At 67.6% G+C, this 23,452-nt stretch carries 26 protein-coding genes; 20 read left to right on the forward strand and 6 right to left on the reverse strand.

Translation table 11 applies throughout. The features are described from left to right. A partial coding sequence (gene mazG / locus ACOMG5_RS10155; RefSeq protein ID WP_420343741.1) for a nucleoside triphosphate pyrophosphohydrolase occupies positions 1–552 on the reverse strand: 552 nt, incomplete at its 3' end. A 139-nt stretch (positions 553–691) separates the two neighbouring features. Here mazG and ACOMG5_RS10160 point away from each other — a divergent pair. The 10 genes from ACOMG5_RS10160 (at position 692) to ACOMG5_RS10205 (ending at position 8,149) form a co-directional block, all read left to right on the forward strand. Next, entirely contained in the window at positions 692–1,852 is a 1,161-nt protein-coding gene (locus tag ACOMG5_RS10160; protein ID WP_420343685.1) for a M20 aminoacylase family protein, read from the forward strand. A gap of 109 nt (positions 1,853–1,961) precedes the next feature. Further along, positions 1,962–2,300 carry a preprotein translocase subunit YajC gene (gene yajC, locus ACOMG5_RS10165; protein WP_420343686.1) on the forward strand — a complete coding sequence of 113 codons (339 nt, stop codon included), beginning with the start codon at positions 1,962–1,964 and terminating at the stop codon, positions 2,298–2,300. A gap of 15 nt (positions 2,301–2,315) precedes the next feature. Continuing rightward, positions 2,316–3,980: a protein translocase subunit SecD gene (gene secD / locus ACOMG5_RS10170; protein ID WP_420343687.1), complete on the forward strand. Its 1,665-nt coding sequence runs from the start codon at positions 2,316–2,318 to the stop codon at positions 3,978–3,980. A gap of 12 nt (positions 3,981–3,992) precedes the next feature. Beyond that, on the forward strand, positions 3,993–4,991 hold the full coding sequence (secF, locus tag ACOMG5_RS10175) for a protein translocase subunit SecF (protein ID WP_420343688.1): 999 nt from the start codon (positions 3,993–3,995) through the stop codon (positions 4,989–4,991). Then, positions 4,972–5,337, forward strand: coding sequence for an Mth938-like domain-containing protein (locus ACOMG5_RS10180; protein WP_420343689.1), 366 nt, complete (start codon positions 4,972–4,974; stop codon positions 5,335–5,337). The genes secF and ACOMG5_RS10180 overlap by 20 nt, the downstream gene beginning before the upstream one ends. Before the next feature lie 39 nt (positions 5,338–5,376). After that, the gene (gene ccmA / locus ACOMG5_RS10185) at positions 5,377–6,015 is read left to right on the forward strand and encodes a heme ABC exporter ATP-binding protein CcmA (protein ID WP_420343690.1); all 639 of its coding nucleotides are present in this window, start codon (positions 5,377–5,379) and stop codon (positions 6,013–6,015) included. Continuing rightward, positions 6,012–6,674 (forward strand): heme exporter protein CcmB, encoded by a 663-nt coding sequence (gene ccmB / locus ACOMG5_RS10190; RefSeq protein WP_420343691.1) that lies wholly within the window; start codon positions 6,012–6,014, stop codon positions 6,672–6,674. The genes ccmA and ccmB overlap by 4 nt, the downstream gene beginning before the upstream one ends. A gap of 68 nt (positions 6,675–6,742) precedes the next feature. Continuing rightward, a complete protein-coding gene (locus ACOMG5_RS10195) occupies positions 6,743–7,471 on the forward strand; it encodes a heme ABC transporter permease (protein ID WP_420343692.1) in 729 nt (242 codons plus the stop codon). Beyond that, a complete protein-coding gene (gene ccmD, locus ACOMG5_RS10200) occupies positions 7,471–7,626 on the forward strand; it encodes a heme exporter protein CcmD (RefSeq protein WP_420343693.1) in 156 nt (51 codons plus the stop codon). Before ACOMG5_RS10195 ends, ccmD begins: the two co-directional genes overlap by 1 nt. Next, positions 7,619–8,149 carry a DsbE family thiol:disulfide interchange protein gene (locus tag ACOMG5_RS10205; RefSeq protein WP_420343694.1) on the forward strand — a complete coding sequence of 177 codons (531 nt, stop codon included), beginning with the start codon at positions 7,619–7,621 and terminating at the stop codon, positions 8,147–8,149. The genes ccmD and ACOMG5_RS10205 overlap by 8 nt, the downstream gene beginning before the upstream one ends. Here ACOMG5_RS10205 and ACOMG5_RS10210 read toward each other — a convergent pair whose 3' ends face one another. Both ACOMG5_RS10210 and hpt read right to left on the reverse strand, forming a co-directional pair. After that, complete coding sequence (locus tag ACOMG5_RS10210) at positions 8,150–8,317, reverse strand: hypothetical protein (RefSeq protein ID WP_420343695.1); 168 nt, start codon at positions 8,315–8,317, stop codon at positions 8,150–8,152. Continuing rightward, positions 8,314–8,865, reverse strand: a complete 552-nt coding sequence (gene hpt / locus ACOMG5_RS10215; RefSeq protein WP_420343696.1) for a hypoxanthine phosphoribosyltransferase — start codon at positions 8,863–8,865, stop codon at positions 8,314–8,316. The genes ACOMG5_RS10210 and hpt overlap by 4 nt, the downstream gene beginning before the upstream one ends. A gap of 90 nt (positions 8,866–8,955) precedes the next feature. Between hpt and ACOMG5_RS10220 the strand changes: the two genes are divergently transcribed. Further along, the gene (locus ACOMG5_RS10220; protein WP_420343697.1) at positions 8,956–9,408 is read left to right on the forward strand and encodes a type II toxin-antitoxin system RatA family toxin; all 453 of its coding nucleotides are present in this window, start codon (positions 8,956–8,958) and stop codon (positions 9,406–9,408) included. On the opposite strand, the gene ACOMG5_RS10225 is transcribed toward ACOMG5_RS10220, so the two are convergent. From ACOMG5_RS10225 to ACOMG5_RS10235, 3 genes are read right to left on the reverse strand one after another with little or no spacing between them, the layout of a single operon-like run. Continuing rightward, positions 9,399–9,869, reverse strand: coding sequence for a CinA family protein (locus ACOMG5_RS10225; RefSeq protein ID WP_420343698.1), 471 nt, complete (start codon positions 9,867–9,869; stop codon positions 9,399–9,401). The genes ACOMG5_RS10220 and ACOMG5_RS10225 overlap by 10 nt on opposite strands. Beyond that, the gene (locus tag ACOMG5_RS10230; protein WP_420343699.1) at positions 9,866–10,378 is read right to left on the reverse strand and encodes a phosphatidylglycerophosphatase A; all 513 of its coding nucleotides are present in this window, start codon (positions 10,376–10,378) and stop codon (positions 9,866–9,868) included. The genes ACOMG5_RS10225 and ACOMG5_RS10230 overlap by 4 nt, the downstream gene beginning before the upstream one ends. A 4-nt stretch (positions 10,379–10,382) precedes the next feature. Further along, a complete protein-coding gene (locus ACOMG5_RS10235) occupies positions 10,383–11,516 on the reverse strand; it encodes a bifunctional 2-C-methyl-D-erythritol 4-phosphate cytidylyltransferase/2-C-methyl-D-erythritol 2,4-cyclodiphosphate synthase (RefSeq protein ID WP_420343700.1) in 1,134 nt (377 codons plus the stop codon). A 204-nt stretch (positions 11,517–11,720) separates the two neighbouring features. On the opposite strand from ACOMG5_RS10235, the gene dusB reads away from it, so the two are divergent. From dusB to hflX, 9 genes are all read left to right on the forward strand, one after another. Further along, positions 11,721–12,686: a tRNA dihydrouridine synthase DusB gene (gene dusB, locus ACOMG5_RS10240; RefSeq protein ID WP_420343701.1), complete on the forward strand. Its 966-nt coding sequence runs from the start codon at positions 11,721–11,723 to the stop codon at positions 12,684–12,686. Beyond that, positions 12,683–13,753: a two-component system sensor histidine kinase NtrB gene (locus tag ACOMG5_RS10245; RefSeq protein ID WP_420343702.1), complete on the forward strand. Its 1,071-nt coding sequence runs from the start codon at positions 12,683–12,685 to the stop codon at positions 13,751–13,753. The genes dusB and ACOMG5_RS10245 overlap by 4 nt, the downstream gene beginning before the upstream one ends. A gap of 3 nt (positions 13,754–13,756) precedes the next feature. Continuing rightward, a complete protein-coding gene (locus ACOMG5_RS10250) occupies positions 13,757–15,127 on the forward strand; it encodes a response regulator (RefSeq protein ID WP_420343703.1) in 1,371 nt (456 codons plus the stop codon). 61 nt (positions 15,128–15,188) lie between these two features. Continuing rightward, on the forward strand, positions 15,189–17,462 hold the full coding sequence (locus ACOMG5_RS10255) for an ATP-binding protein (protein WP_420343704.1): 2,274 nt from the start codon (positions 15,189–15,191) through the stop codon (positions 17,460–17,462). Next, entirely contained in the window at positions 17,455–18,867 is a 1,413-nt protein-coding gene (locus ACOMG5_RS10260; RefSeq protein ID WP_420343705.1) for a sigma-54-dependent transcriptional regulator, read from the forward strand. Before ACOMG5_RS10255 ends, ACOMG5_RS10260 begins: the two co-directional genes overlap by 8 nt. 1 nt (position 18,868) lies before the next feature. After that, positions 18,869–20,245, forward strand: coding sequence for a Trk system potassium transporter TrkA (gene trkA, locus ACOMG5_RS10265; protein WP_420343706.1), 1,377 nt, complete (start codon positions 18,869–18,871; stop codon positions 20,243–20,245). Continuing rightward, positions 20,245–21,762 (forward strand): TrkH family potassium uptake protein, encoded by a 1,518-nt coding sequence (locus ACOMG5_RS10270; RefSeq protein ID WP_420343707.1) that lies wholly within the window; start codon positions 20,245–20,247, stop codon positions 21,760–21,762. The genes trkA and ACOMG5_RS10270 overlap by 1 nt, the downstream gene beginning before the upstream one ends. 129 nt (positions 21,763–21,891) lie before the next feature. Further along, positions 21,892–22,125: an RNA chaperone Hfq gene (gene hfq / locus ACOMG5_RS10275; RefSeq protein ID WP_107323454.1), complete on the forward strand. Its 234-nt coding sequence runs from the start codon at positions 21,892–21,894 to the stop codon at positions 22,123–22,125. Further along, a complete protein-coding gene (gene hflX / locus ACOMG5_RS10280) occupies positions 22,122–23,429 on the forward strand; it encodes a GTPase HflX (RefSeq protein ID WP_420343742.1) in 1,308 nt (435 codons plus the stop codon). The genes hfq and hflX overlap by 4 nt, the downstream gene beginning before the upstream one ends. Positions 23,430–23,452 lie beyond the last annotated feature (23 nt).

Genomic DNA, 23,452 nt, shown 5'->3' on the forward strand with positions numbered 1-23,452 from the left:
CTCGGGCCCGAGGAGATCGCGCGCCTCTTCCAGCTCCTCCGCCTCCTCGACGATCTTGGCCAGCACTTCGCGCGAGGAGGGCCAGTCGAAGCCCACCCGCGCCGCGCGCTTTTGCAGCTTCAGCGCCCGGGTGAGCGCAGGCAGCCCCATCGCCACCCCGTCGAGCACGCCCTTTTCGGCCCGGCCCGCGCGCTCGGCCGCCTTGATCCGCTCCCAGTCTGCCACCTGCTCGGCGGCGCTCTTGTCGCGGCTCTCGGTGCCGAACACATGCGGATGCCGCGCGATCATCTTGGCGCAGATCCCGCGCAGCACGTCGGTCAGGTCGAACAGCCCGCCCTCCGCCGCCATCTGCGCGTGATAGACCACCTGCAGCGCCAGATCTCCCAGCTCACCGGGCAGCTCGCCCCAGGCCTGCCGTTCGATCGCATCGGCGACCTCATGCGCCTCCTCGATCGTATAGGGCGCGATGGTCGCGAAATCCTGCTCGATATCCCAGGGGCAGCCGCACGCCGGATTGCGCAGGCAGGCCATGATCGCGGCGAGCCTGCGCATCTGCGCCCCCGCATCGCCCGTGTCGTCGAACAGTCCCGGATCGGTCGGATCGGCCATCTGTGCCTCCATATCTGCTCTTGTGCCCGCGCGCATTTCGGGGGCAAGAGTGTCTAACCCCTCCTGAACCGCAGAGTCCACCATGCCCGTCCTGAACCGCATTGCCGCCTTCGCCCCCGAAATGGCCGAATGGCGCCGCTGGCTGCACCGGCATCCGGAGCTGGAGTTCGATCTGCCGCAAACGGCGGCTTTCGTGGCCGAACGGCTGCGCAGCTTCGGCGTCGATGAGCTGCATGAGGGGATTGCCACCTCGGGCATCGTCGCGCTGATCCGGGGCAATGCGCCCGGCCCGGTGATCGGGCTGCGCTCCGACATGGACGCGCTGCCGATCACGGAGCTGACCGGCAAGGACTATGCTTCGGAAACCCCTGGGCGGATGCATGCCTGCGGCCATGACGGGCACATGACCATGCTGCTCGGCGCCGCGAAATACCTGGCCGAGACGCGCAATTTCGCGGGCACGGTGGCGCTGATCTTCCAGCCCGCGGAGGAAGAGGGCGGCGGCGGCGAGGCGATGGTGAAGGCCGGCATCATGGAGCGCTTCGGCATCAGCCAGGTCTATGGCATGCACAATGCGCCGAACCTGCCGCTCGGCGCCTTCCAGACGGCGCCGGGGCCCCTGATGGCGGCGGTGGATACCGCCTGGGTCACCGTCACCGGCAAGGGTGGCCATGGCGCCACGCCGCAGGCTTGCACCGATCCGGTGGTGGCGATCGTGGGCATGGTGCAGGCGCTGCAGACGATCGTGAGCCGCAATGTCTCGGCGCTGGATCAGCTGGTGGTCTCGGTCACGGAAATCCACGTGGGCACCGCGAACAACATCATCCCCGAGAGCGGCTGGTTCGCCGCCACCATCCGCACCTTCGATCCGGAGATCCGCGATCTGGCCGAGGCGCGGTTCCGCGCCATTGTCGCCGGGCAGGCGGCGGCCTTCGGGGTGCAGGCGGAGGTGACCTATGAGCGCGGCTACCCGCCCACGGTGAACAACCCCGCCCGCGCCGCCTTCGCGGCCGAAGTCGCGCGCGAGATCGCCGGGCCCGCCGCAGTGGAGGATGATGTCGAGCGCGACATGGGCGCGGAGGATTTCTCCTACATGCTGCAGGCCCGCCCCGGCGCCTTCCTGTTCATCGGCATCGGGCCGGGCGAGGGGCTGCATCACCCGGCCTATGATTTCAACGACGAGGCGGCCCCGATCGGGGCCAGTTTCTTCGCCCGGCTGGTGGAGCGCGCGCTGCCGCTGTGAACCCTGCGTGAGGCGGGCCATCGCGCCTTGCCATCACCTGGGGGCGCGGATAGGGTGCGCGCCGATAATCGGGGGTATCCCCCAAAGGCCCCAACGAGAGGACCAGACGATGTTCGTGACCCCCGCCTTCGCCCAGGATGCCGGTGCCGCCGCCGGTGGCATGGCCGCCTTCGGCCAGTTCCTGCCGCTGATCCTGATCTTCGTGATCATGTATTTCCTGCTGATCCGTCCGCAGCAGAAGAAGGTGAAGGAGCATCGCTCCATGGTCGAGGCGCTGCGCCGGGGCGATCAGGTCGTCACCCAGGGCGGCATCATCGGCAAGGTGACGAACGTGAAGGAAGGCGGCGAGGTCGAGGTCGAGATCGCGGCGGGCGTGAAGGTCCGGGTGGTGAAATCCTCGATCACCACCGTCATGTCCAAGACCGAGCCGGCGGCTTCGGCCGAATAAGAAGGCGCCCCCGCCATGCAGCATTTTCCGCTCTGGAAGCGCATCCTCGTCATCGGGCTGTGCCTTGCGGGCTTCGCCCTCGGCGTGCCCAACCTGTTCTACAATCGTGTCGAGGCGCATAATGACGCGGTCACGGTGCTGGAACGCGATGGCGCGGTGACGGACGCGCAATCTGCTGCCATGGCGGGCTGGCCCGCCTGGATGCCCTCGGGGCTGGTGAACCTCGGGCTCGACGTGCGGGGCGGCGCGCATCTGCTCGCCGAAGTGCATCTGGCCGAAGTATACAAGGCGCGGATGGATGGCCTCTGGCCGGAGCTGCGCAAGGCGCTGGCCGATGAGCGCCAGGTGATCGGTTCGATCCGCCGCGTGCCCTCCACCCCCGACGTGCTGAAGATCCAGATCGGCAATGCCGATCAGATCGCCCGCGCGGTCGAGGTGGCCCGGGCGCTGGCGCGCCCCGTGGTCTCCATGACCGGGGTGGGCTCGAGCGACATCGAGGTCACCGGCACCGGCGATACCCTCACCGTGAAGCTCAGCGCGGCCGAACAGACCGCGACCGACGACCGCACCATGCAGCAATCGCTGGAGATCGTGCGCCGCCGGGTCGATGCGGCCGGTACCCGCGAACCCACGATCATGCGCCAGGGCGCGGACCGGATCCTGATCGAAGTGCCGGGCATCGGCTCGGCGGCGGAGCTGAAGGGCCTGATCGGCACCACGGCGAAGCTGACCTTCCATCAGGTGGTGGGCCGCGCGGCCTCGGCCGAGCAGCGCCCCGGCCCCGGGCAGGAAATCCTGCCCGACGCGAACGACAAGACCGCGTTCTACATCCTCGACAGCCTGCCGGTCGTGACCGGCGACGAGCTGACCGACGCCCGCCCCGACAGCGACCAGAACGGCATGCCCGCCGTTGCCTTCCGTTTCAATGCGACCGGCGCGCGCGCCTTCGGCGACTATACCGCGAACCATATCGGCGAGCCCTTCGCCATCGTGCTCGATGGCAAGGTGATCTCCGCCCCGGTGATCCAGACCCATATCGCCGGCGGCTCGGGCGTCATCACCGGCCGCTTCTCGGTGCAGCAGGCGACGGATCTCGCGCTCCTGCTGCGCGCGGGCGCGCTGCCTGCGGGCATGACCTTCCTCGAAGAACGCACCATCGGCCCGGAGCTCGGCGCGGATTCGATCCAGGCCGGCATGATCGCCTCGGCGATCGGCTTTGCTGCCGTGGTGGTGTTCATGATCGCCTCCTATGGGCTTTTCGGCTTCTTCGCCTCGGTGGCGCTGGCGATCAACGTCATCTTCATCATCGCCTTCATGTCGCTCATCGGCGCCACGCTGACGATGCCAGGCATCGCCGGGATCGTGCTCACCATGGGCACCGCGGTCGATGCCAACGTGCTGATCTTCGAGCGCGTGCGCGAGGAACTCCGCCGCGGGATCGCCCCGGTGCGGGCCTTCGATATCGGCTATGACAAGGCGATGTCGGCGATCGTCGATGCGAACGTCACCCATTTCATGGTCGGCATGATCCTGTTCGTGCTGGGGGCGGGGCCGGTGCGCGGCTTCGCCGTGACGCTGCTGATCGGGATCGTCGCCTCGATCTTCACCGCGCTCTGGCTGGTGCGGCTGATCATCGCCGAATGGTACGCCTGGCGGCGACCGAAGACGATCGTGGTGTGAGGAGCGCAACCCATGGCTTTCCGTCTCAAACTCGTTCCGACCCATACCGAATGGGACTTCTTCAAGCATCAGTGGCTGACCTTCTGGGCCGCCATTGTCCTCACCGTGATTTCGGTGGGCGCGCTGTTCTGGCCGGGGCTGAGCTTCGGCATCGACTTCAAGGGCGGCACCACGATCCGCACCGAAACCACGCAGCCACTGCGCATTGATGCTTATCGCGCCGCGCTGGACGGGCTGCATCTGGGCGACGTGCTGATCTCCGAGGTCTTCGATCCCTCGTTCCGCGCGGATCAGCATGTGGCCTCGATCCGGATCCAGGCCCAGGGAGAAGGCCCGGCCGCGATGGACGAAACCGGCATTTCCAAGGTCGGTGAGGCGCTGAAGGCGATCGACCCGGCGGTGAAGATCGTCTCCACGGAATCGGTCGGGCCGAAGGTCTCGGGCGAGCTGATCTGGACGGCGGTCTGGTCCGCGCTGGCGACCATCGTCGGCATCATGATCTATATCTGGGTCCGGTTCGAATGGCAGTTCGCGCTCGGTACCGTCGTGGGCCTTCTGCATGACCTGTTCCTGACGGTGGGCCTGTTCGTGGCCTTCCAGATCAAGTTCGACCTTTCCATCGTGGCGGCGCTGCTCACGATACTCGGCTATTCGGTCAACGACAAGGTTGTGGTGTTCGACCGCCTCCGCGAGAACCTCGCGAAATTCAAGACCATGCCCCTGCGCGAGGTGATGAACCTCTCCGTCAACGAGACGCTCTCGCGCACCATCGCCACCAGCATGACCACGCTGCTTGCGCTCATTCCGCTCCTCATCTGGGGTGGCGATGTGATCCGCGGCTTCGTCTTTGCCATGGTCTGGGGTGTGTTCGTGGGTACCTATTCGTCGATCTTCATCTCCAAGAACATCGTGCTGATGCTGGGGCTGGACCGCAACAAGAAGAAGGTCGATCCTTCGGCCAAGCTGTTCGGAGACAAGGTCGAGGTGGCCGATGCCGATCAACGCGGCTGAATTCGGCGCCACCCTGCCGGTAGATGGCTACGGCCCGGGGTTCTTCCGGGTCGGAGGCGCGGTGTATCAGGGCGGGATCGTGGTCCATGCCGAGGCCGTCGCTCCCTGGGCGGGCTATGAGGATCCGGCGCCGCTCCTCGCGCTCGCGGGGCGGGTGGATATCCTCTTCGTCGGCACCGGCGCCCAGATCGCCTATCTGCCGAAACCCTTCGTGCAGCTCCTGGAAGCCGCGGGGGTGATGGTGGAGGCGATGTCCACCCCCTCCGCCGCGCGCACCTACAACGTGCTCCTGAGCGAGGGCCGCCGGGTGGCGGCGGCGCTCCTTCCGATACCCGCCGCCGCGTGAGGCTTCCGTGCGGGCGCGGGATCGGCTAAGGCTCGCTCCATGACCTTGCTGGCCGTTCATGATCTGACCGTGACGCGCGGGGGCCTGCCCGTGCTGGAAGGGGTGAGCTTCGCGCTCGCGCCCGGCGCGGCGCTTGTGCTGCGCGGCCCGAATGGCATTGGCAAGACGACACTGCTGCGCACGCTCGCGGGGCTGCAGCCCCCGGCCGCGGGCCGGCTGGAGGCCGCGCCCGACCAGATCGCCTATGCCGCCCATGCCGATGGGCTGAAGGGCGCGCTCAGCGTGGCCGAGAACCTGCGGTTCTGGGCCGCGATGCATGGCCGCAGCATCGGCGATGCCATGGCGCGGATGAACCTCACGGCACTGGCTGGCCGCCCGGCGTCGAGCCTTTCCGCCGGGCAGAAGCGGCGCCTCGGCCTCGCGCGGCTTCTCGTCACCGGGCGCCCGGTCTGGGTGCTGGATGAGCCGACCGTTTCGCTCGATGTGGACTCGGTCGCGCTCTTTGGCGAGGTGGTGCGCGCGCACCTGGCCGCGGGCGGGGCGGCCGTGATCGCCACGCATATCGACCTCGGCCTGCCCGAGGCGCAGGTGCTGGATCTCGCGCCCTTCCGCGCCCGCCCACCGCAGGACGCGCTGTCGGGCGGGTTCGATGCGGGCTTCGGGGAGGCCTTCTCATGATCGCGCTCCTCCTGCGCGACCTTCGGCTCGCGGTGCGGGCGGGGGGCGGCTTCGGCCTCGGGCTTGCCTTCTTCCTGATCGTGGTGACGCTGGTGCCCTTCGGCGTCGGCCCGGAGGGGGGCGTGCTCGCGCGTATCGCGCCTGGGATCCTCTGGCTCGGGGCGCTGCTTGCCTGCCTGCTGTCGCTCGACCGCATCTTCGCGCTGGATTTCGAGGACGGCTCGCTCGACCTTCTCGCCACCGCGCCGGTGCCGATGGAGGGGGTGGTGGCGGTGAAGGCGCTGGCGCATTGGATCACCACCGGCCTGCCGCTGGTGCTCGCCGCGCCCGTGCTGGCGAACTTGCTGCATCTGCCCACGGCGGCCTATGGCTGGCTGGTGCTGTCGCTCCTGCTGGGCACGCCCGCGCTTTCGGTGATGGGCGCTTTCGGCGCGGCGCTGACGGTGGGGCTGCGCCGCGGCGGGCTCCTGCTTTCGCTCCTCGTGCTGCCGCTCTATGTGCCGACGCTGATCTTCGGCGCCGAACTCGTGCGACGCGGTGCGGCCGGGATGGCCACGCAGGTGCCGCTGATGATGCTGGGCGGCATTACCGCCGCCACCATCGCGCTCGTGCCCTTCGCTTCGGCCGCCGCGATCCGCGTGAACCTGAGGCAGTCATGAGCAGCCCGCGCGCGCATGCGACCTTCAGCCATCTTGAGCCAAACGCCCCCGAAAGGTAGCCAGAAGCCATGTCGATCTGGGAATATGCCAACCCCGTCAAGTTCATGCAGACCTCGGGCCGGATCCTGCCCTGGGCCAGCGCGCTTGCGGGCCTGAGCCTTGTGGGCGGCCTCTTCTGGGGCTTTTTCCTGACCCCGGAGGCCGAGAATTTCGGCTCTTCGGTGAAGGTGATCTATGTCCATGTGCCCTCGGCGATGATGGCGATCAACATCTGGGTGATGATGCTTGTCACCTCGCTGATCTGGCTGATCCGGCGCCATCATGTCAGTGCGCTGGCAGCGAAGGCAGCCGCGCCCATCGGCGCGGTGATGACGCTGATCGCGCTCATCACCGGCGCGGTCTGGGGCCAGCCGATGTGGGGCACCTGGTGGGAATGGGATCCGCGGCTGACCTCGTTCCTGATCCTGTTCCTGTTCTACCTGGGCTATATGGCGCTGTGGTCGGCGATCGAGAATGCCGATACGGCGGCAGATCTGACTTCGGTGCTGTGCCTGGTGGGTTCGGTCTTCGCGCTGCTCAGCCGCTATGCGGTGAATTTCTGGAACCAGGGCCTGCATCAGGGCGCCACGCTGAGCATGGACAAGGCCGAACATATCGCAGATGTGTACTGGTTCCCGTTGCTCCTGTGCATGGCCGGGTTCATCCTGTTCTTCATCGCGCTGGTGCTGCTGCGTACCCGGACGGAAATCCGGCTGCGGCGGCTGAAGGCGCTGGAGCAGAGGGAGCGGATGGCATGATGCCGGAGCTGGGAAAACACGCGCTCACGGTGCTGGCCTCCTTCGGGGCGACGATCGCGCTTCTGGCGGGGCTGGTGGCGGTGTCGCTCTGGCGCGGGGCCGAGGTGAAACGCGCGCTGAAGGCGCAAGAAGAGCGGATGAGGAAGAATGGTTAAGCCCTTGGTTCTGTTGCCGCCGCTGGCATTCGCGGGGATGGCTGCGCTGTTCTGGTGGGGGATGCAGCGGCAAGACCCGGAGCAGCTGCCCTCGGCCTTCGTCGGCAAGGAGGCGCCGCAGGTGGCGCTGGCGCAGCTGGGCGACAATGCGCCCTTCACCCAGGCCGATCTGCGCGACGGCCAGATCAAGCTGGTGAATTTCTGGGCCTCCTGGTGCGCGCCCTGCCGGGTGGAGCATCCGCAGCTGGAATCCTTGGCCGATGACGGCATCGAGATTTTCGGGGTGAACTACAAGGACAACCCGGAAAAGGCCCTGGGATTCCTGGCCGAGATGGGCAATCCCTTCGCCAAGGCGGGCGCCGATGCCCAGGGCAAGATGGCGACGGATTGGGGCGTCTATGGCGTGCCCGAGACCTTCGTGGTGGATGGCGACGGGCGGGTGCTTCTGCGCTTTGCCGGGCCGCTGACGGAAGAGGTCGTGGCCAATCAGATCGAGCCGCTGCTCGCGGGCGAGGGCGAGTGATCAGCGCCTGACGCGCTCCACCCGCGCCCAGTCGGGCCAGAGCCCGGCCTTCTCCACCGCCACCACAGCGAGCGCCGCCCCCAGCACCACCGCGCCGATCAGCACCGTGCGGCGCGAGGGCGGGTGGCGCAGCCATTGCGCCATCCGCAGGAGCCACAGCGGGCTCATTCGCCGAAGGCGACCGTACCGATGAAGGGCAGGTTGCGGTGGTTCTGCGCGAAATCCAGCCCGTAGCCCACGACGAACTTGTCGGGGATCTCGAATCCGGTCCAGGTCGCCTGCACCGGCACCTCGCGGCGCGAGGGTTTGTCGAGCATGGCGCAGCATTCGATCCGGCGCGGCCCGCGCTGGCCGAGCAGCTCCATCACCTTGGAAATCGTGTGGCCGGTATCGACGATATCCTCCACCACCAGCACATCGCGCCCGCCGATATTGCCGCGCAGGTCCTTCAGGATCCGCACCTCGCGCGAGGAATTCACCTCGTTGCCATAGCTGGAGGCTTCGAGGAAATCCACCTCGCAGGGCACGTTGATCTCGCGGATCAGGTCGGCGATGAACACGAAGGAGCCGCGCAGCAGCCCGATCACCACCAGCCGGTCGGTGCCCGCAAAGCTCTCCGAAATTTCGGCGCCGAGCTGCTCCACCCGCGCCGCGATGCGCTTGGCCGAGATCATCTGGCTGATTTCATAGGAACGTCCGTCTGTGGTGCACGGCATCTTCTTCTCCCGCGGGTTCGGCCCTTGCATTCCCCCGATGCTTTAGCGCAACAAGGGGGGGATGCAAACCGGGCAGACCACGGGGGACCGATGCCGACCCACACCGAAAAGCGGGTGATGCCCTATTCCGCCCGGCAGATGTTCGAGCTGGTGGCGGATGTGGCGAAATATCCGCAGTTCCTGCCCTGGAATTCGGCCGCCCGGATTCGCGCGCGCCGCCCCGGGCCGGAGCCGGACTCGGAGATCCTGGAGGCGGATCTGGTGATTTCTTTCAAGGTGTTCCGCGAGCGGTTCGGCTCGCGCGTGACGCTGTTTCCGGCGATCAACCGGGTGGATACCGAATACCTCGACGGGCCGTTCAAGTACCTGCGCAGCTGGTGGCAGTTCCGCGACCGCCCCGAGGGCGGCTGCGATGTGGATTTCTTCGTGGATTTCGAATTCAAGAACGCGATCCTGCAAGGCGTGATCGGGGTGGTGTTCGATCAGGCGATGAAGCGGATCGTTAAGGCCTTCGAGGACCGCGCGCAGACGCTCTACGGCTGAAGCGCGCGGGCCAGAAGCGCCAGCGCATGGTCGCGGGCGGCAATGCGCACCCGTTCGCGCCCGAGCGCGCCGAATTCCACCGTTTCGGTGAAGGTCGGGCGGCCCTGAATCGCGAGGCCGAAGCAGACCCGGCCTTCGGGTTTGAACTCCGATCCACCCGGGCCTGCGATGCCCGTGACCGAGACCGCGAGATGCGTATCCGAGGCCACGAGCGCGCCTTCGGCCATCTCGCGCGCGACCTCCTCGGATACCGCGCCAAAGTCGGTCAGGCTCGCGGTGCGCACGCCGATCATCTGCCGTTTGGCGAGGTTCGAATAGGTGATGAAGCCGCGCTCGAACACGTCCGAGCTGCCCGCAATATCGGTCAGTGCGGCCGCGACCATGCCGCCGGTGCAGCTTTCGGCGGTGGCGATGCGCCAGCCGCGGGCGCGGGCCGCGGCAAGGATCTGTGTCACCGTCATCGCGCCAGCACTCCGTGATAGAGCCCCGCCAGCGCCACCGAAACGATGGCTGCGAACAGGCCCGCGAACAGATCGTCGAGCATCACCCAGGCCGGGCCATCGTGGCGGTCGGCCCAGCCGACGAGCCAGGGCTTCCAGATATCAAACAGACGAAACAGCACGAAGGGCACGAGCCAGGCGGGCCAGGGCAGGCTGGTGACACCCGCATGCCAGAGCCCGTACGAGGTGGCGCAGAAGGCCAGCAGCTGCCCCGCGACCTCGTCGATCACCACCTCCGAAGGGTCGTGATCGGCAAGCCCGCGCAGCATGTCGGCGCAGGCCCAGAAGCCGAGTGCGGTCGCCAGCACGGTGGCCAGCGCGACCAGCGGGAAGCCGCCCAGCAGATGCAGCCCGGAGGCCAGGGCGATGGTTGCGGCGGAGGCCCAGGTGCCCGAGGCCGGGCGCAGATAGCCCAGGCCGAAGACGGTGGCGATGGCCTTGCCGGCGGTCAGGGTATCCAGGGCGCTCATGGGGCTACTCCGCAATCAGGGTGACGGTGGCGAGCGCTGCGATGCCTTCCTCGCGGCCGGTGAAGCCCAGCCGCTCGGACGTGGTCGCTTTGACCGAGACCCGGTCCGCCGCCAGCCCCATGATGCGCGCAAGCTCCCCCCCCATGTCAAGCGCATGCGGCCCGATCTTCGGCTGTTCGCACACCAGCGTGACATCGCAGTTGGAAATGCGGTAGCCCTTCGCCTGCGCGAGCTTCACCGCATGATCGAGGAAGATCCACGAGGCCGCGCCCTTCCACTGCGGGTCCGAGGGCGGGAAATGCCGCCCGATATCGCCCTCGGCCAGCGCGCCATAGATCGCATCGGTGAGCGCATGCATGCCCACATCGGCATCGGAATGGCCCAGCAGCCCGCGCTCATGCGGCACTTTCACGCCGCACAGCACCACATGGTCGCCCTCGGTGAAGGCATGCACGTCATAGCCGTTGCCGGTCCGGATATCCATTTTCGTCCTCTCTCGGGCGATCGCTCCGGCCCGGGCGAAATCCTCGGGCCAGGTGATCTTCAGGTTGTCCTCATGGCCGGGCACGATCCGCACCGGCAGGCCCGCCGCGCGCGCCACCTCCACATCATCGGCCGCGCCGCCCGGATGGGCGCGGTGCGCGGCCAGAATCGCCGGGAAGTGGAAGCCCTGCGGGGTCTGGGCGCGGTAGAGGCCGCTGCGGTCGCGGGTGCCGCTCACCAGACCATCGGCCCCGGTCCAGAGCGCATCCGTCACCGCAAGGGCAGGGGCTGCGGCCGGGCCCTCCTCCAGCGCCGCCAGCACGGCCTGAATGACGCCGGCCGGCACCAGCGGGCGCGCGCCGTCGTGGATCAGCACCCGGGTCACGTCGGAGCCCTCCAGGCAGTCGAGCGCCGCGCGCACCGAGGCCGCGCGATCCGCGCCGCCCGCAACGAGCGTGACCGTACCGCCCAGGAGCGCCATACCGCGGGCCATGTCCTCGGGATGCAGCACCACGAGAATACGCCCGACGCCCGCGAAGGCCGCCACCGTATGCAGCAGCACCGCCTGCCCGTTCAGCAGGCGCCATTGCTTCGGCGCGCCGTCCCCCGCCCGGGTGCCGCGCCCCGCCGCCACGATGATCACCGCGACCGACATGTTCCCTCCATGTTTCCGGGGCAAGGACTATGGCATGCCCGGCCCGGGCGCAATCCGCGAGGCGGGGTGCCGCGCGGGCGGTGAACAGGAAATAAGCGCTGAAAGTTTGTGCATGTGCCGATTTTTGCTGCCATCAATGTCGGGCTGCAATTGAGATTCTCGTAACGAATGGCTAGCTGAGGGGAAACAAGATCGGAAGTGCCGGTGACAATCAGTCTGGATTCATTGCGCCTTGCCCCGCCGGTGCTGCTGGCGCCCATGGCGGGAATCACCGATCTGCCGTTCCGGCGGATCGTGGCGCGCTTCGGCGCGGGCCTTGTCGTGTCTGAAATGGTGGCCTCGGGCGAGATGCTCACGGCGAAACCCTCGGTCCGGGCGAAGGCGCGTACGGAGCTGGGCCTCGATCTGCCCTGTTCGGTGCAGCTCGCCGGGCGCGAGGCCGCGCCGATGGGGGAGGCCGCGAAGATCGTGGCCGATATGGGCGCCCGCATCATCGACATCAACATGGGCTGTCCCGCGAAAAAGGTCACCGGCGGCTATTCGGGCGCGGCGCTGATGCGCGACCCGGATCATGCGCTGCGGCTGATCGCGGCGGTGACGGCGGCGGTCGATGTGCCGGTGACGCTGAAGATGCGGCTCGGCTGGGATACGGAGTGCCTGAACGCGCCCGAGATCGCGCGCCGGGCCGAGGCTGCGGGCGTGCAGATGATCGTGATCCACGGCCGCACGCGGATGCAGTTCTATACCGGCCGCGCCGATTGGGCCGCGATCCGCGCCGTGCGCGACGCGGTCTCGGTGCCGGTGGTGGTCAATGGCGATATCGTCGATGCCGCCTGCGCGCGCCAGGCCCTGGCCGAAAGCGGCGCCGCGGGGGTGATGCTCGGGCGCGGGGCGCAGGGTGCGCCCTGGCGGCTCGCGGAAATCGCGCATGCGCTCTATGGCACGCCCGCGCCGCAGCGCGGCCCGCTCGCCGATCTGGTGGCGGAGCATTACGAGGCGATCCTGTCTTTCTACGGCGCCGAGCTGGGCCTGCGCCTCGCGCGCAAGCATCTCGGCTGGTACGCCGATGCGGCCAGCGCCCCCCTGCGCGCCGAGATGATGACCTCGACCACGCCTCAGGCCACGCTCGGTCTGATCCGTGCCGCCTTTTCCGAAAGGATGGCCGCATGAACCTGCCGCCCCCCGGTATCATCTGGAGTTCGCTGCCCACGCCCGCGCTGCTGATCGGGGGCGACGACCGGGTGATCGAGATCAACCCGGCGGCGGAGGCGTTTCTCAACCTGTCCTCCAAGATGATCAAGGGGCAGTCCGTGCTGGAGCGGCTGGTGATTTCCGCGCCGCTGGAAGAGATTTTCGCCCGGGTGCGCAGCAACCGCTCGGCGCTGTTCGTGAACGATGTCGATGTGACCACCGGCGAGAAGGCCCCGGTGCAGTGCAACCTGCAGGCGGCGCCCTTGGGCGACGACCCGATGACGGTGCTGTTCCTGATCTTGCCGCGCGAGCTCGCGGACCGCTTGGGCAGGGCGAGCATGGTGAAATCGGCGGCGCGCTCGGCGATCGGCATGGCGGAGATGCTGGCCCATGAGATCAAGAACCCGCTCGCGGGGATCGCGGGGGCGGCGCAGCTGCTGAGCATGAACCTTTCGGGCGAGGATCTGGAGCTGACCGACCTGATCGTCGATGAGACCCGGCGGATCGTGAAGCTGCTCGAGCAGGTGGAGCAGTTCGGCAATGTGCGCCCGCCGGAAAAGCGGCCGGTGAACATTCACGACGTGCTGGACCGGGCGCGCAAATCCGCGATGTTCGGCTATGGCTCGCATATGGTGATCATCGAGGATTACGACCCCTCGCTGCCCTCGACGCTGGGCGATGCCGATCAGCTGACGCAGGTGTTCCTGAACCTGCTGAAGAATGCCTCGGAGGCCACCAAGGGCGCCGAGGGCACGATCCGGCTGCGCACTTTCTACGATTATTCGCTGCGCCTGCGCCGCGCCGATGGCAAGGGCCAGGCGCTGCCGCTGCAGGTGGAGGTGATCGACGACGGCCCGGGCATTCCGCCCGATATCGCCGGCGCGATCTTCGAACCCTTCGTTTCCGGCCGCGAGAACGGGACCGGCCTCGGCCTCGCCCTCGTGTCCAAGATCATCTCGGACCATGACGGCTGGATCAGCGTGGATTCCGTGCCTGGCCGCACCGTGTTCCGCATATCCCTGCCTGTCGCCCCCAAGGAGAAATGACCGATGGACGGCACCGTACTTGTCGCCGATGACGACCGCACGATCCGCACCGTGCTCACCCAGGCGCTGACCCGCGCGGGCTGCAAGGTGCATGCCACGGCCTCGCTGATGACGCTGATGCGGTGGGTGGAGGAGGGCAAGGGAGACCTGGTCATTTCCGACGTGATCATGCCCGATGGCAACGGGCTGGAGGCGCTGCCGCGCATCGCGCAGGAGCGCCCGGGCCTGCCGGTGATCGTGATTTCGGCGCAGAACACGATCATGACCGCGATCCAGGCCGCGGAGGCCGATGCCTTCGACTATCTGCCCAAGCCCTTCGACCTGCCCGACCTGATGAAGCGCGCCGCGCGCGCGCTGGAGCAGAAGCGCAAGGCGCAGGTGACGCCGAAGGTGGTGGAGCCGCGCACCGAGGGCACCGATCTGCCGCTCGTGGGGCGCACGGCGGCGATGCAGGCGCTGTACAGGCTGGTGGCCCGGGTGATGAACGCCGATCTGCCGGTGCTGATCCTGGGCGAGAGCGGCACCGGCAAATCGCTGATCGCGCGGGCGATCCACGATTTCTCGGACCGCCGGACGCTGCCGTTCGTGGTGGCTCAGGCGGCCGATCTGCAGGGCGCGGAGGGGCCATCGGCGCTGCTCACCAAGGCCAAGGGCGGCTCGCTGGTGTTCGACGAGGTCGGCGATTACGACGACGAGACCCAGGGCCGGATCGTGCGGATGCTCGATGCGCTGCCAGACCCCGCGCCGCGGATCATGGCCGCCACCCAGGTCGATCTCTCGAGCCTGATGGAGGCCGGCAAATTCCGCCAGGACCTGTTCTACCGCCTCGGCGGGGTGACGCTGGCCGTACCCGCATTGCGCGAGCGTGTGGAGGACATTCCGCTCCTGTCGGACCATTTCCTCACCCGCGCGGAGCGCGATGGCCTCGGCGTGCGGCGCTTCTCCTCGGAGGCGCTGGCGCTGGTGCGGGCCTATGCCTGGCCGGGCAATGTGCGCCAGCTGGAGAACACCGTGCGCCGCCTGGTGGTGACCTCCTCCGAGGAAGAGATCACCCGCGGCGAGGTGGAATTCGTGCTTGGCAACCAGCCCGCGATCGAGCCCCTGCGCTCGGGTGGCGAGGGCGAGAAACTCTCCGCCTCGATCGCGCGGCACCTGCGGCGCTACTTCGATCTGCATGGCGGCAACCTTCCGGCCCCCGGCCTTTATGACCGGATCCTGAAGGAAATGGAGGCGCCGCTGATCGAAATCGCGCTGGATGCCACCGGCGGCAATCAGGCAAAATGTGCCGATCTGCTCGGGATCAACCGCAATACCTTGCGCAAGAAGATCACCGATCTGGATATTCACGTGACACGGCGCCGCAAGCTGATGTAAAACGGCCACAGGGCGTTGCGGATCCGTCGCATCGGATTCGGCGCAGTGACCGGGGGAAGGCTTGACGACAGCGGTTCATCGCACGGCCGTGGACAAATGGGCCCGGCTTCGGCGTCAGCGCCAGGTGCAGAACACCCTGACCATCGGTCTGACGGTGCTGGGGCCGGTCTTGGCGCTCGCCACGTTCATCGTGATGGGGCCGCTGGCGCAGGGCGGCAATTCGCATGCGCTGCGGCTCGTGCTGCTGGCCGATTTCATCTATTTCCTGCTGCTCGCGGGCCTGATCCTGATGCGGCTGATGCAGATGCTGGCGGCGCGGCGGGCGCGGGCCTCGGGCTCGCGGCTCGCGCTCCGGTTGACGGGCGTGTTTGCCGGGATCGCGCTGGTGCCCACGGTTCTGGTGGCGCTCTTTGCCGGGCTCACGGTGAATATCGGGATGGAGGGCTGGTTTTCCGACCGGGTGCGCTCCGTGCTGGAAACCTCGCTGCGGGCGGCGGAGGCCTATCAGGAGGAGCACAAGCGCGACCTCGTGCAGGATGCCGAGGCGCTCGGCGCCTTCCTGAACCTGCAGCGGCAGGCGGCCACCTTCATGTCGGATGGCGATGTGCGCGAGCTGCTGGCCGCGGGCCAGGCGCGGATCCAGCGCGGGCTGAAGGAAGCCTATGTGATCGACGGCACCGGCCAGATCGTCGCGCGCGGCGAGCGCAGCTACCTGTTCGACTATGAAAAACCCGCCCCCGAGCAGATCGTGCAGTCGCAGAAGGGCGGCACCATCCTGATCGAGGACTGGCCGAATTCGGAGCTGCGCGCGCTGGTGCGGCTCGATGCCTTCGTGGACCGCTATCTCTATGTGTCGCGCAAGGTCGACGGGCAGATTCTGTCGCTGCTGGACGATACCCGCGAGACGGTGAACCTGTATCAGCAGCTGGAGCGCACGCGCGGGCGGGTGCTGTTCGAATTCGGGCTGATCTATGTGGGCTTCGCGCTGATCCTGATTCTGGCGGCGGTCTGGGTCGGGCTGTGGTTCGCGGAGCGGCTCGCGCGCCCGATCGGGCGGCTGGCATCGGCGGCGGAGCGGGTCGGCGCGGGCGATCTGGATGTGCAGGTCATCGAGGAAACGGGCGAGGATGAAATCGCCACGATGGGATCGGTGTTCAACCGCATGACCCGCCAGCTCAAGGGCCAGCGCGAGGCGCTGGTCTCCGTCCACCACACCACCGAGGAGCGGCGGCGGCTGTTCGATTCCGTGCTCTCCTCCGTCACCTCCGGGGTGATCGGGCTCGATGCGGAAGGCCGGATCGATTTCCTGAACCGCTCCGCGGTGCGGCTGCTGGACCTTGCGGGTACCGAGAGCCAGGGCCGCCCGCTTCTCGAGAGTGTTCCGGAATTTTCGTCTCTTTTCCGGAAATTGCAGGACGGTCTTAATCCTGTGGTTCAAGAAGAGGTGCGGATATCGCGCGGTGGGCGGCTGGAGAGCCTGTTGGTGCGGATGACGGAACGGCGCACGGATGAGGGCGCGCGTGAGGGCTATGTGGTTGCCTTCGACGATGTGACGGAGCTCGTCTCGGCGCAGCGGATGGCGGCCTGGGGCGATGTGGCCCGCCGGATCGCGCATGAGATCAAGAACCCGCTGACGCCGATCCAGCTTTCGGCCGAGCGGATCAAGCGCAAATATGCGCGGATGGTGAGCGGCGAGGATCTGGAGACGCTGGAGCAGCTGACCGGCGTGATCGTGCGCCAGACCAACGACCTGCGCCGCATCGTCGATGAATTCTCGCGCTTTGCCCGGATGCCGGAGCCCGACCGGCGCGACCACGATCTGGTGCGGCTCACCCGCGATGCGGTGCTGCTGCAGGAAGGATCGCTGCACGGCGCGCGGCTGGTGGCGAGCCTGCCGGAGGGTCCGCTGGTGGTGGAGCTGGATGCGACGATGATTTCGCAGGCGCTCACCAACCTGATCAAGAATGCCGGAGAGGCGATTGAATCGCTTCAGGAAAAGGGCGCGCCGGAAGGCTGGGTGCCGGAGGTGCGGGTGGCGATGGAGATCGCGGCCGATGCCGTGACCATCCGCATCGCCGACAATGGCATCGGCCTGCCCGAAGACCGGGCGCGGCTGTTTGAGCCCTATGTGACGACGCGGGCGAAGGGCACCGGCCTCGGCCTGCCCATCGTGAAGAAGATCATCGAGGAGCATGGCGGCACGCTCATTCTGACCGACGCGCCCGCCTTCTCCGATACCGGGGGGGGCGCCCATCGCGGGGCGCTCGCCGAAATCCGACTGCCGCGGGCCCGGGCGGCCCAGCGGGCCATCAAGGACAGTGCGAACCATGAGTGACATTCTGATCGTCGACGACGAAAAGGACATCCGCGAGCTGATCGCCGACATCCTCAAGGACGAAGGCTATGCGACCCGCCTCGCGGCCAATTCCGATGCCTGCATGGAGCAGATCAATGCCGCGGCGCCGGCACTGATGATCCTCGATATCTGGCTGAAGGACAGCCGGATGGACGGCATCGACATCCTGAAGACCGTGAAGCGCGACAACCCCGACATTCCGATCATCATCATTTCGGGCCATGGCAACATCGAGATCGCGGTCGCCGCGATCAAGCAGGGCGCCTATGATTTCATCGAGAAGCCGTTCAACATCGACCAGCTGATGGTGGTGATCAGCCGGGCGATGGAGACGGCGCGGCTGCGGCGCGAGAACAGCAGCCTGCGTCGGCGCGACCTGCAGACCGGCGACATGCTGGGCGCCTCGGGGGCGTTCCGCAGGCTGAAGGACCAGCTCGACAAGGTGACCAAATCCAACGGCCGGGTGATGCTCTCGGGCGAGCCGGGCTCGGGCAAGGAGACTGCGGCGCGCTATATCCACCTGCATTCCAACCGCGCCTCCGCCCCCTTCGTGACGGTGAATTCGGCCTCGATCGCGCCCGAGCGGATGGAGGAGGTGCTGTTTGGCCGCGAAAGCGCGGAGCGCGGCGCCGAAAAGGGCCTGCTGGAGCAGGCCCATGGCGGGGTGATCTATTTCGACGAAGTGGCGGAGATGCCGCTGGGCACCCAGTCCAAGATCCTGCGGGTGCTGACGGAGCAGCAGTTCAGCCGCGTCGGCGGCAACGACAAGGTGCGGGTCGATCTGCGGGTGATTTCCTCCACCACACGCGACCTGGCGGCCGAAATCGCCGCGGGCCGGTTCCGTCAGGAGCTGTTCGACCGGCTGAACGTGGTGCCGATCACCGTGCCCACGCTGGCCGACCGGCGCGAGGATGTGCCGCTGCTGGCCGAGCATTTCATCGGCATCTTCAACCGCACCCAGGGTCTGCCGCTGCGCCCGCTGAGCGAGGAGGCCAATGCCGCGCTGCAGACGATGGACTGGCCCGGCAACATCCGGCAGCTGCGCAATGTGGTGGAGAGGATCCTGATCCTCGGTGAAGGCACCGGCGAGATCGAGGCGCGGGAGCTGCCGGGTGAGGGCGCGCCGGGCGAGGAGGGGCGGATCGTGCTCGGCGGGCAGCTGGCGACGCTGCCGCTGCGCGAGGCGCGCGAGCTGTTCGAGCGCGAATATCTGCTGACGCAGATCAACCGTTTCGGTGGCAATATCTCACGCACGGCGAATTTCGTGGGGATGGAGCGCTCGGCGCTGCATCGCAAGCTGAAATCGCTCGGTGTGGTGACCTCGGCCAAGTCGGGTGGGCGGATCGCCCATCTGGAGGATGAGGACGAGGACGAAGAGGTCTGAGATGAAGGTCATCATCTGCGGTGCGGGTCAGGTCGGCTGGCAGATCGCGCGCCATCTGGCGGGCGAGAGGAACGATGTCACCGTCGTCGATTCGAATCCCGAGCTGGTGCGGCGGGCCTCGGATACGCTCGATGTGCAGGGGATCGTGGGCTATGCCTCGCATCCCGATGTGCTGGAGCGCGCCGGCGCGAAGGACTGCGACCTGATCATTGCCGCGACCTATTCCGACGAGGTGAACATGGTCACCTGCCAGGTCGCGCATTCGGTGTTCAACATCCCGCGCAAGATCGCCCGGCTGCGCGCGCAGAGCTACCTCGCGCCGCAGTACAACGCGCTCTACCGCCGCGACCATCTGCCGATCGACGTGATCATCAGCCCCGAGCGCGAAGTGGCAGAGGCGGCGCTGCAGCGGCTGGCGGCGCCCGCGACCTTCGACACCGAGAGTTTCCTCGGCGGCAGGGTGCAGCTCCTCGGGATTGCGCTGGAGGAGGATTGCCCGGTCCTGAACACGCCTTTGCGGCAGCTGACGGATCTGTTTTCCACATTGCGCGCGATGGTGGTGGGCGTGCGCCGCGAAGGGCGGCTGTTTGCCCCGGAGCCGGGCGATCAGCTGTTCACGGGCGATCAGATCTATGTCTTCTCCTTCACCGAAGATGTGAACAGGACGCTCGAACTCTTTGGCAAGACGACGAAAAAGCAGGAGCGCATCGTCATCATCGGTGGCGGGAGCGTGGGGCTGGGCGTGGCCCGGGCGCTGGAGGCGCGCAGCGACAAGGTCCGCGCCAAGATCATCGAGAAGGACCGCGCCATTGCCGAGCGGGCGGCCGATGCGCTGCAGCGCACGATCGTGCTCCATGGCGACGGGATGAGCGCGGAGCTGCTTGAGGAGGCCAATATCTCCCGCGCCGATGCGGTTCTGGCGGTGACGGATGACGACAAGACCAACATCCTGGTCGCGGTGCGGGCGAAGCAGGCGGGCTGCCCGATGGCGATCACGCTGGTGAACGACCCGACGATGGTACCCCTGATGGCGGCGCTCGACATCGACGCCTACATCAACCCGCGGGCGACGACCGTGTCCTCGATCCTGCGCCACATACGCCACGGCCGGGTGCGCGAGATCTACTCCATCGGCGATGCCGAGGGCGAGGTGATCGAGGCGCAGGTGCTGGGCACCTCGCCGATGGCGGGCAAGCTCCTGCGTGAGATCGAACTGCCCGAGGGCGTGCTGATGGGGGCGGTGCTGAAGGGGGAGAAGGTGGTGAAACCCGGCGGCGACACCCGGATCGACGAAGGCGATGTGATCCTGCTCTTCGCGCTGTCTCCGGATGTGCCGGAGGTCGAGCGCCTGCTGCAGGTCTCGGTCGATTTCTTCTGATGCTGCGTGCGCTCCGGGAGACCCCGCTGATCCTGCAGATCGCCGCCGTGGGCGCGGCGGCGATGCTGGTGCCCGCGCTGCATGCGGTGAGCACGTCGGAGTACCGGCTGGCGCGGATCTTTCTCTATAGTGGGCTTCTGTTCCTGTTCCTGACGCTGCTGGCGGGGCTGGCTTCGGCTGCCAACCCGCGCGGCAATTCGGGGCGGGTGCAGCTCCTGACCATGCTCGCGACCTTCCTTCTGGTGCCCGCGATGCTCGCGGTGCCGTTCAACGAAGCGGTGGCCGATACCGGCTTCACCAGCAGCTGGTGGGAGATGGTCTCGGCCATGACCACCACCGGCGCGACCCTCTACGACCCGGAGCGGCTGGCGCCGAGCCTGCATCTGTGGCGGGCGCTGGTGGGCTGGATGGGCGGGCTGTTCATGCTGGTGATGGCAATTGCGGTGCTGGCGCCGCTGCGGCTTGGCGGGTTCGAGATCTTCGCCACCGGCGGCGCCACTGCGGGCGAGGCGCCGACCTTCTTCGAGGAGGACACCGCCGAGCCCGAGGAGCGGATCCGCTATTATCTGCTGCGGATCCTGCCGCCCTATGCCGGGCTGACGGCGGCGCTGTGGCTCGGCCTCGTGCTGCTGGGGGAGCGCAGCCTGGTCGCGCTCTGCCATGCGATGTCCACGCTCTCCACCTCCGGGATCACGCCGCTGCGCAGCCTGGAGGGCAGCGCGAGCGGCATTCCGGGCGAGATGCTGATCTTCCTGCTGCTGATCCCGGCCCTGTCGCGCAGGCTCTGGCCGGGGGGCGGCGAGCTGCGCGCCTCCTCCAGCCTGCGCAACGACCCGGAGCTGTGGCTGGCCGGGGTGCTGGTGGCGGTGCTGACGCTGGGGCTGTTCCTGCGGCACTGGATCGCGGCCTTCGACATCGACATGCCGCTCTCGCCGCTGGCGATCCTGCGCTCGCTCTGGGGCAGCGCCTTCACCGCGCTCTCGTTCCTCACCACGACGGGCTTCGCCTCGGCGAGCTGGGACGAGGCGCGGGCCTGGTCGGGGCTCGGCACGCCGGGGCTGGTGCTGGCGGGGCTCGCGATCGTGGGCGGGGGCGTGGCCACCACGGCGGGTGGCGTCCGGCTGTTGCGGGTCTATGCGCTGGTGCGCCATGGCGAGCGCGAGATGATCCGCCTTGTGCATCCGGCGGCGGTGCTGGGCGGGGGCGCCACGGCGCGCTGGCTTCGCCGGCAGGGCGCCTACCGGGCCTGGATCTTCTTCATGCTGTTCGCGATCACGGTCGCTTTGGTCATGGCCGCGGCGGCGCTCACCGGCCTCGGCTTCGAGCCCGCGATGATCATGTCGATCGCGGCACTCTCGAATACCGGGCCACTGGCCGCGATTGCGGGCGATACGGCGCTGCACTGGGCCGAGCTGAACGGGCCTGCGCAATTCGTGTTCGCGCTTGCGATGGTGCTTGGCCGGCTGGAGACACTGGCGATCATTGCGCTGTTCAACCCCGAACTTTGGCGCGCCTAGGCCACGGCCACACAACGGTTTGATTTTGGGGGTGGAAACTCCTCGGCTCTTGCGCATACTCTGCAAGGACGGGAGCCCGAGTGGCCGACGCGCGACACCACAAAACACAAAAACAATAGGCATAAAATAATGGCTGCCGACAAACAGAACCTCCAGGACGCTTTCCTGAACCACGTCCGCAAGACGAAGGTGCCGGTGACGATCTTCCTGATCAACGGGGTGAAACTTCAGGGTGTGATCACCTGGTTCGATAATTTCTGTGTCCTGCTGCGCCGTGATGGCCAGTCGCAGCTTGTGTACAAGCATGCGATCTCGACCATCATGCCCGGTCAGCCGATCTCGCTGTACGAGGGCGAAGACTGAGCGATCCTGTCCTCTCCGCGGAGCGGCCCACCCGGGCCTATGTCCTTCATCCCGATCTGAAGGATGCCGATGCGCGCCGCGAGCCCGAACTGCGGCTCGCGGAAGCGGTATCCCTTGCGGCGGCGCTGCCGAACCTGACGCTCGTCGGGCAGGAGGTCGTGCGCCTGCCGAAGCCGCATGCGGGGCATCTGTTCGGCACCGGCAAGGTGGAGGAGCTGAAGGCCCGGCTGGAGGCGGCGGAGGTCGATCTGGTTCTGGTCGATGGCCCGGTGAGCCCGGTGCAGCAGCGCAACCTGGAAAAGCTCTGGGGGGTGAAGCTGCTGGACCGGACCGGGCTGATCCTCGAAATCTTCGCCGATCGCGCCCGGACCCGTGAGGGCGTGCTGCAGGTGGAACTGGCGGCGCTGAACTATCAGCGCACCCGGCTCGTGCGCGCCTGGACCCACCTGGAGCGCCAGCGCGGCGGCTTCGGCTTCGTGGGCGGGCCCGGCGAAACCCAGATCGAGGCCGACCGCCGCGCCATCGACGAACAGGTGATCCGGATCCGCCGGCAGCTGGCCAAGGTGGTGAAAACGCGCGAGCTGCACCGTGCCGCGCGGCGCAAGGTCCCGTTCCCGATCGTCGCGCTGGTGGGCTATACCAACGCCGGAAAATCCACGCTGTTCAACCGTATGACCGGCGCCGAGGTGCTGGCGAAGGACATGCTCTTCGCCACGCTGGACCCGACCATGCGCGGGATCACGCTGCCCTCCGGGCGCAAGGTGATCCTGTCGGATACGGTGGGGTTCATCTCCGATCTGCCGCATGAGCTGGTCGCGGCCTTCCGCGCCACGCTCGAAGAGGTGCTGGAGGCGGATCTGATCTTGCATGTGCGCGACATCGCCCATCCCGAGACCGAGGAGCAGGCGGCTGACGTGGGCGAGATCCTGGAATCGCTCGGGGTGGCGGAGGATGTGCCGCTGATCGATGTCTGGAACAAGATCGACGCGCTCTCGGAGGCGCTGCGCGCGGCGCTGTTGGTGCAGGATGCGCGGCGGGCGGATGTGCAGGCCGTCTCCGCGCTCACCGGCGAGGGGCTGGAGGCGCTGCTCGCCGCCATCGAGACCCGCCGCGGCGAGGAGCGCCACGACGACACCCTGCTTCTCGGCTTCGATGCGGGCCGGGCCCGGGCCTGGCTGCACGAACAGAACGTGGTCCGCGCCGAAACCGAAACCAAAGAGGGCTGGGAAATCCGGGTGAACTGGTCCGGCAGCCAGCGCCACCGCTTCCGCGCGCTGACAGGCGCGCCCTCCGCAGAGGCGTGAACGCGCCCTTGGGGCGCGTTCTC

Origin of the sequence: Paenirhodobacter sp. (assembly GCF_041916475.1) — a bacterium.
GTDB lineage: Bacteria > Pseudomonadota > Alphaproteobacteria > Rhodobacterales > Rhodobacteraceae > Rhodobacter.

Excerpts from the sequence above, each read along its gene's own strand:
- trkA (WP_420343706.1), top strand. The coding sequence starts at position 18,869 with ATGAAGGTCATCATCTGCGGTGCGGGTCAGGTCGGCTGGCAGATCGCG.
- ACOMG5_RS10220 (WP_420343697.1), top strand. The coding sequence starts at position 8,956 with ATGCCGACCCACACCGAAAAGCGGGTGATGCCCTATTCCGCCCGGCAG.
- ccmB (WP_420343691.1), top strand. The coding sequence starts at position 6,012 with ATGATCGCGCTCCTCCTGCGCGACCTTCGGCTCGCGGTGCGGGCGGGG.
- ACOMG5_RS10230 (WP_420343699.1), bottom strand. The coding sequence starts at position 10,378 with ATGAGCGCCCTGGATACCCTGACCGCCGGCAAGGCCATCGCCACCGTC.
- ACOMG5_RS10260 (WP_420343705.1), top strand. The coding sequence starts at position 17,455 with ATGAGTGACATTCTGATCGTCGACGACGAAAAGGACATCCGCGAGCTG.
- ACOMG5_RS10245 (WP_420343702.1), top strand. The coding sequence starts at position 12,683 with ATGAACCTGCCGCCCCCCGGTATCATCTGGAGTTCGCTGCCCACGCCC.
- ccmA (WP_420343690.1), top strand. The coding sequence starts at position 5,377 with ATGACCTTGCTGGCCGTTCATGATCTGACCGTGACGCGCGGGGGCCTG.
- hpt (WP_420343696.1), bottom strand. The coding sequence starts at position 8,865 with ATGCCGTGCACCACAGACGGACGTTCCTATGAAATCAGCCAGATGATC.
- ccmD (WP_420343693.1), top strand. The coding sequence starts at position 7,471 with ATGCCGGAGCTGGGAAAACACGCGCTCACGGTGCTGGCCTCCTTCGGG.
- ACOMG5_RS10205 (WP_420343694.1), top strand. The coding sequence starts at position 7,619 with ATGGTTAAGCCCTTGGTTCTGTTGCCGCCGCTGGCATTCGCGGGGATG.
- ACOMG5_RS10160 (WP_420343685.1), top strand. The coding sequence starts at position 692 with ATGCCCGTCCTGAACCGCATTGCCGCCTTCGCCCCCGAAATGGCCGAA.
- ACOMG5_RS10225 (WP_420343698.1), bottom strand. The coding sequence starts at position 9,869 with ATGACGGTGACACAGATCCTTGCCGCGGCCCGCGCCCGCGGCTGGCGC.
- ACOMG5_RS10180 (WP_420343689.1), top strand. The coding sequence starts at position 4,972 with ATGCCGATCAACGCGGCTGAATTCGGCGCCACCCTGCCGGTAGATGGC.
- yajC (WP_420343686.1), top strand. The coding sequence starts at position 1,962 with ATGTTCGTGACCCCCGCCTTCGCCCAGGATGCCGGTGCCGCCGCCGGT.
- ACOMG5_RS10210 (WP_420343695.1), bottom strand. The coding sequence starts at position 8,317 with ATGAGCCCGCTGTGGCTCCTGCGGATGGCGCAATGGCTGCGCCACCCG.
- ACOMG5_RS10235 (WP_420343700.1), bottom strand. The coding sequence starts at position 11,516 with ATGTCGGTCGCGGTGATCATCGTGGCGGCGGGGCGCGGCACCCGGGCG.
- secD (WP_420343687.1), top strand. The coding sequence starts at position 2,316 with ATGCAGCATTTTCCGCTCTGGAAGCGCATCCTCGTCATCGGGCTGTGC.
- ACOMG5_RS10250 (WP_420343703.1), top strand. The coding sequence starts at position 13,757 with ATGGACGGCACCGTACTTGTCGCCGATGACGACCGCACGATCCGCACC.
- hfq (WP_107323454.1), top strand. The coding sequence starts at position 21,892 with ATGGCTGCCGACAAACAGAACCTCCAGGACGCTTTCCTGAACCACGTC.
- ACOMG5_RS10270 (WP_420343707.1), top strand. The coding sequence starts at position 20,245 with ATGCTGCGTGCGCTCCGGGAGACCCCGCTGATCCTGCAGATCGCCGCC.
- secF (WP_420343688.1), top strand. The coding sequence starts at position 3,993 with ATGGCTTTCCGTCTCAAACTCGTTCCGACCCATACCGAATGGGACTTC.
- ACOMG5_RS10195 (WP_420343692.1), top strand. The coding sequence starts at position 6,743 with ATGTCGATCTGGGAATATGCCAACCCCGTCAAGTTCATGCAGACCTCG.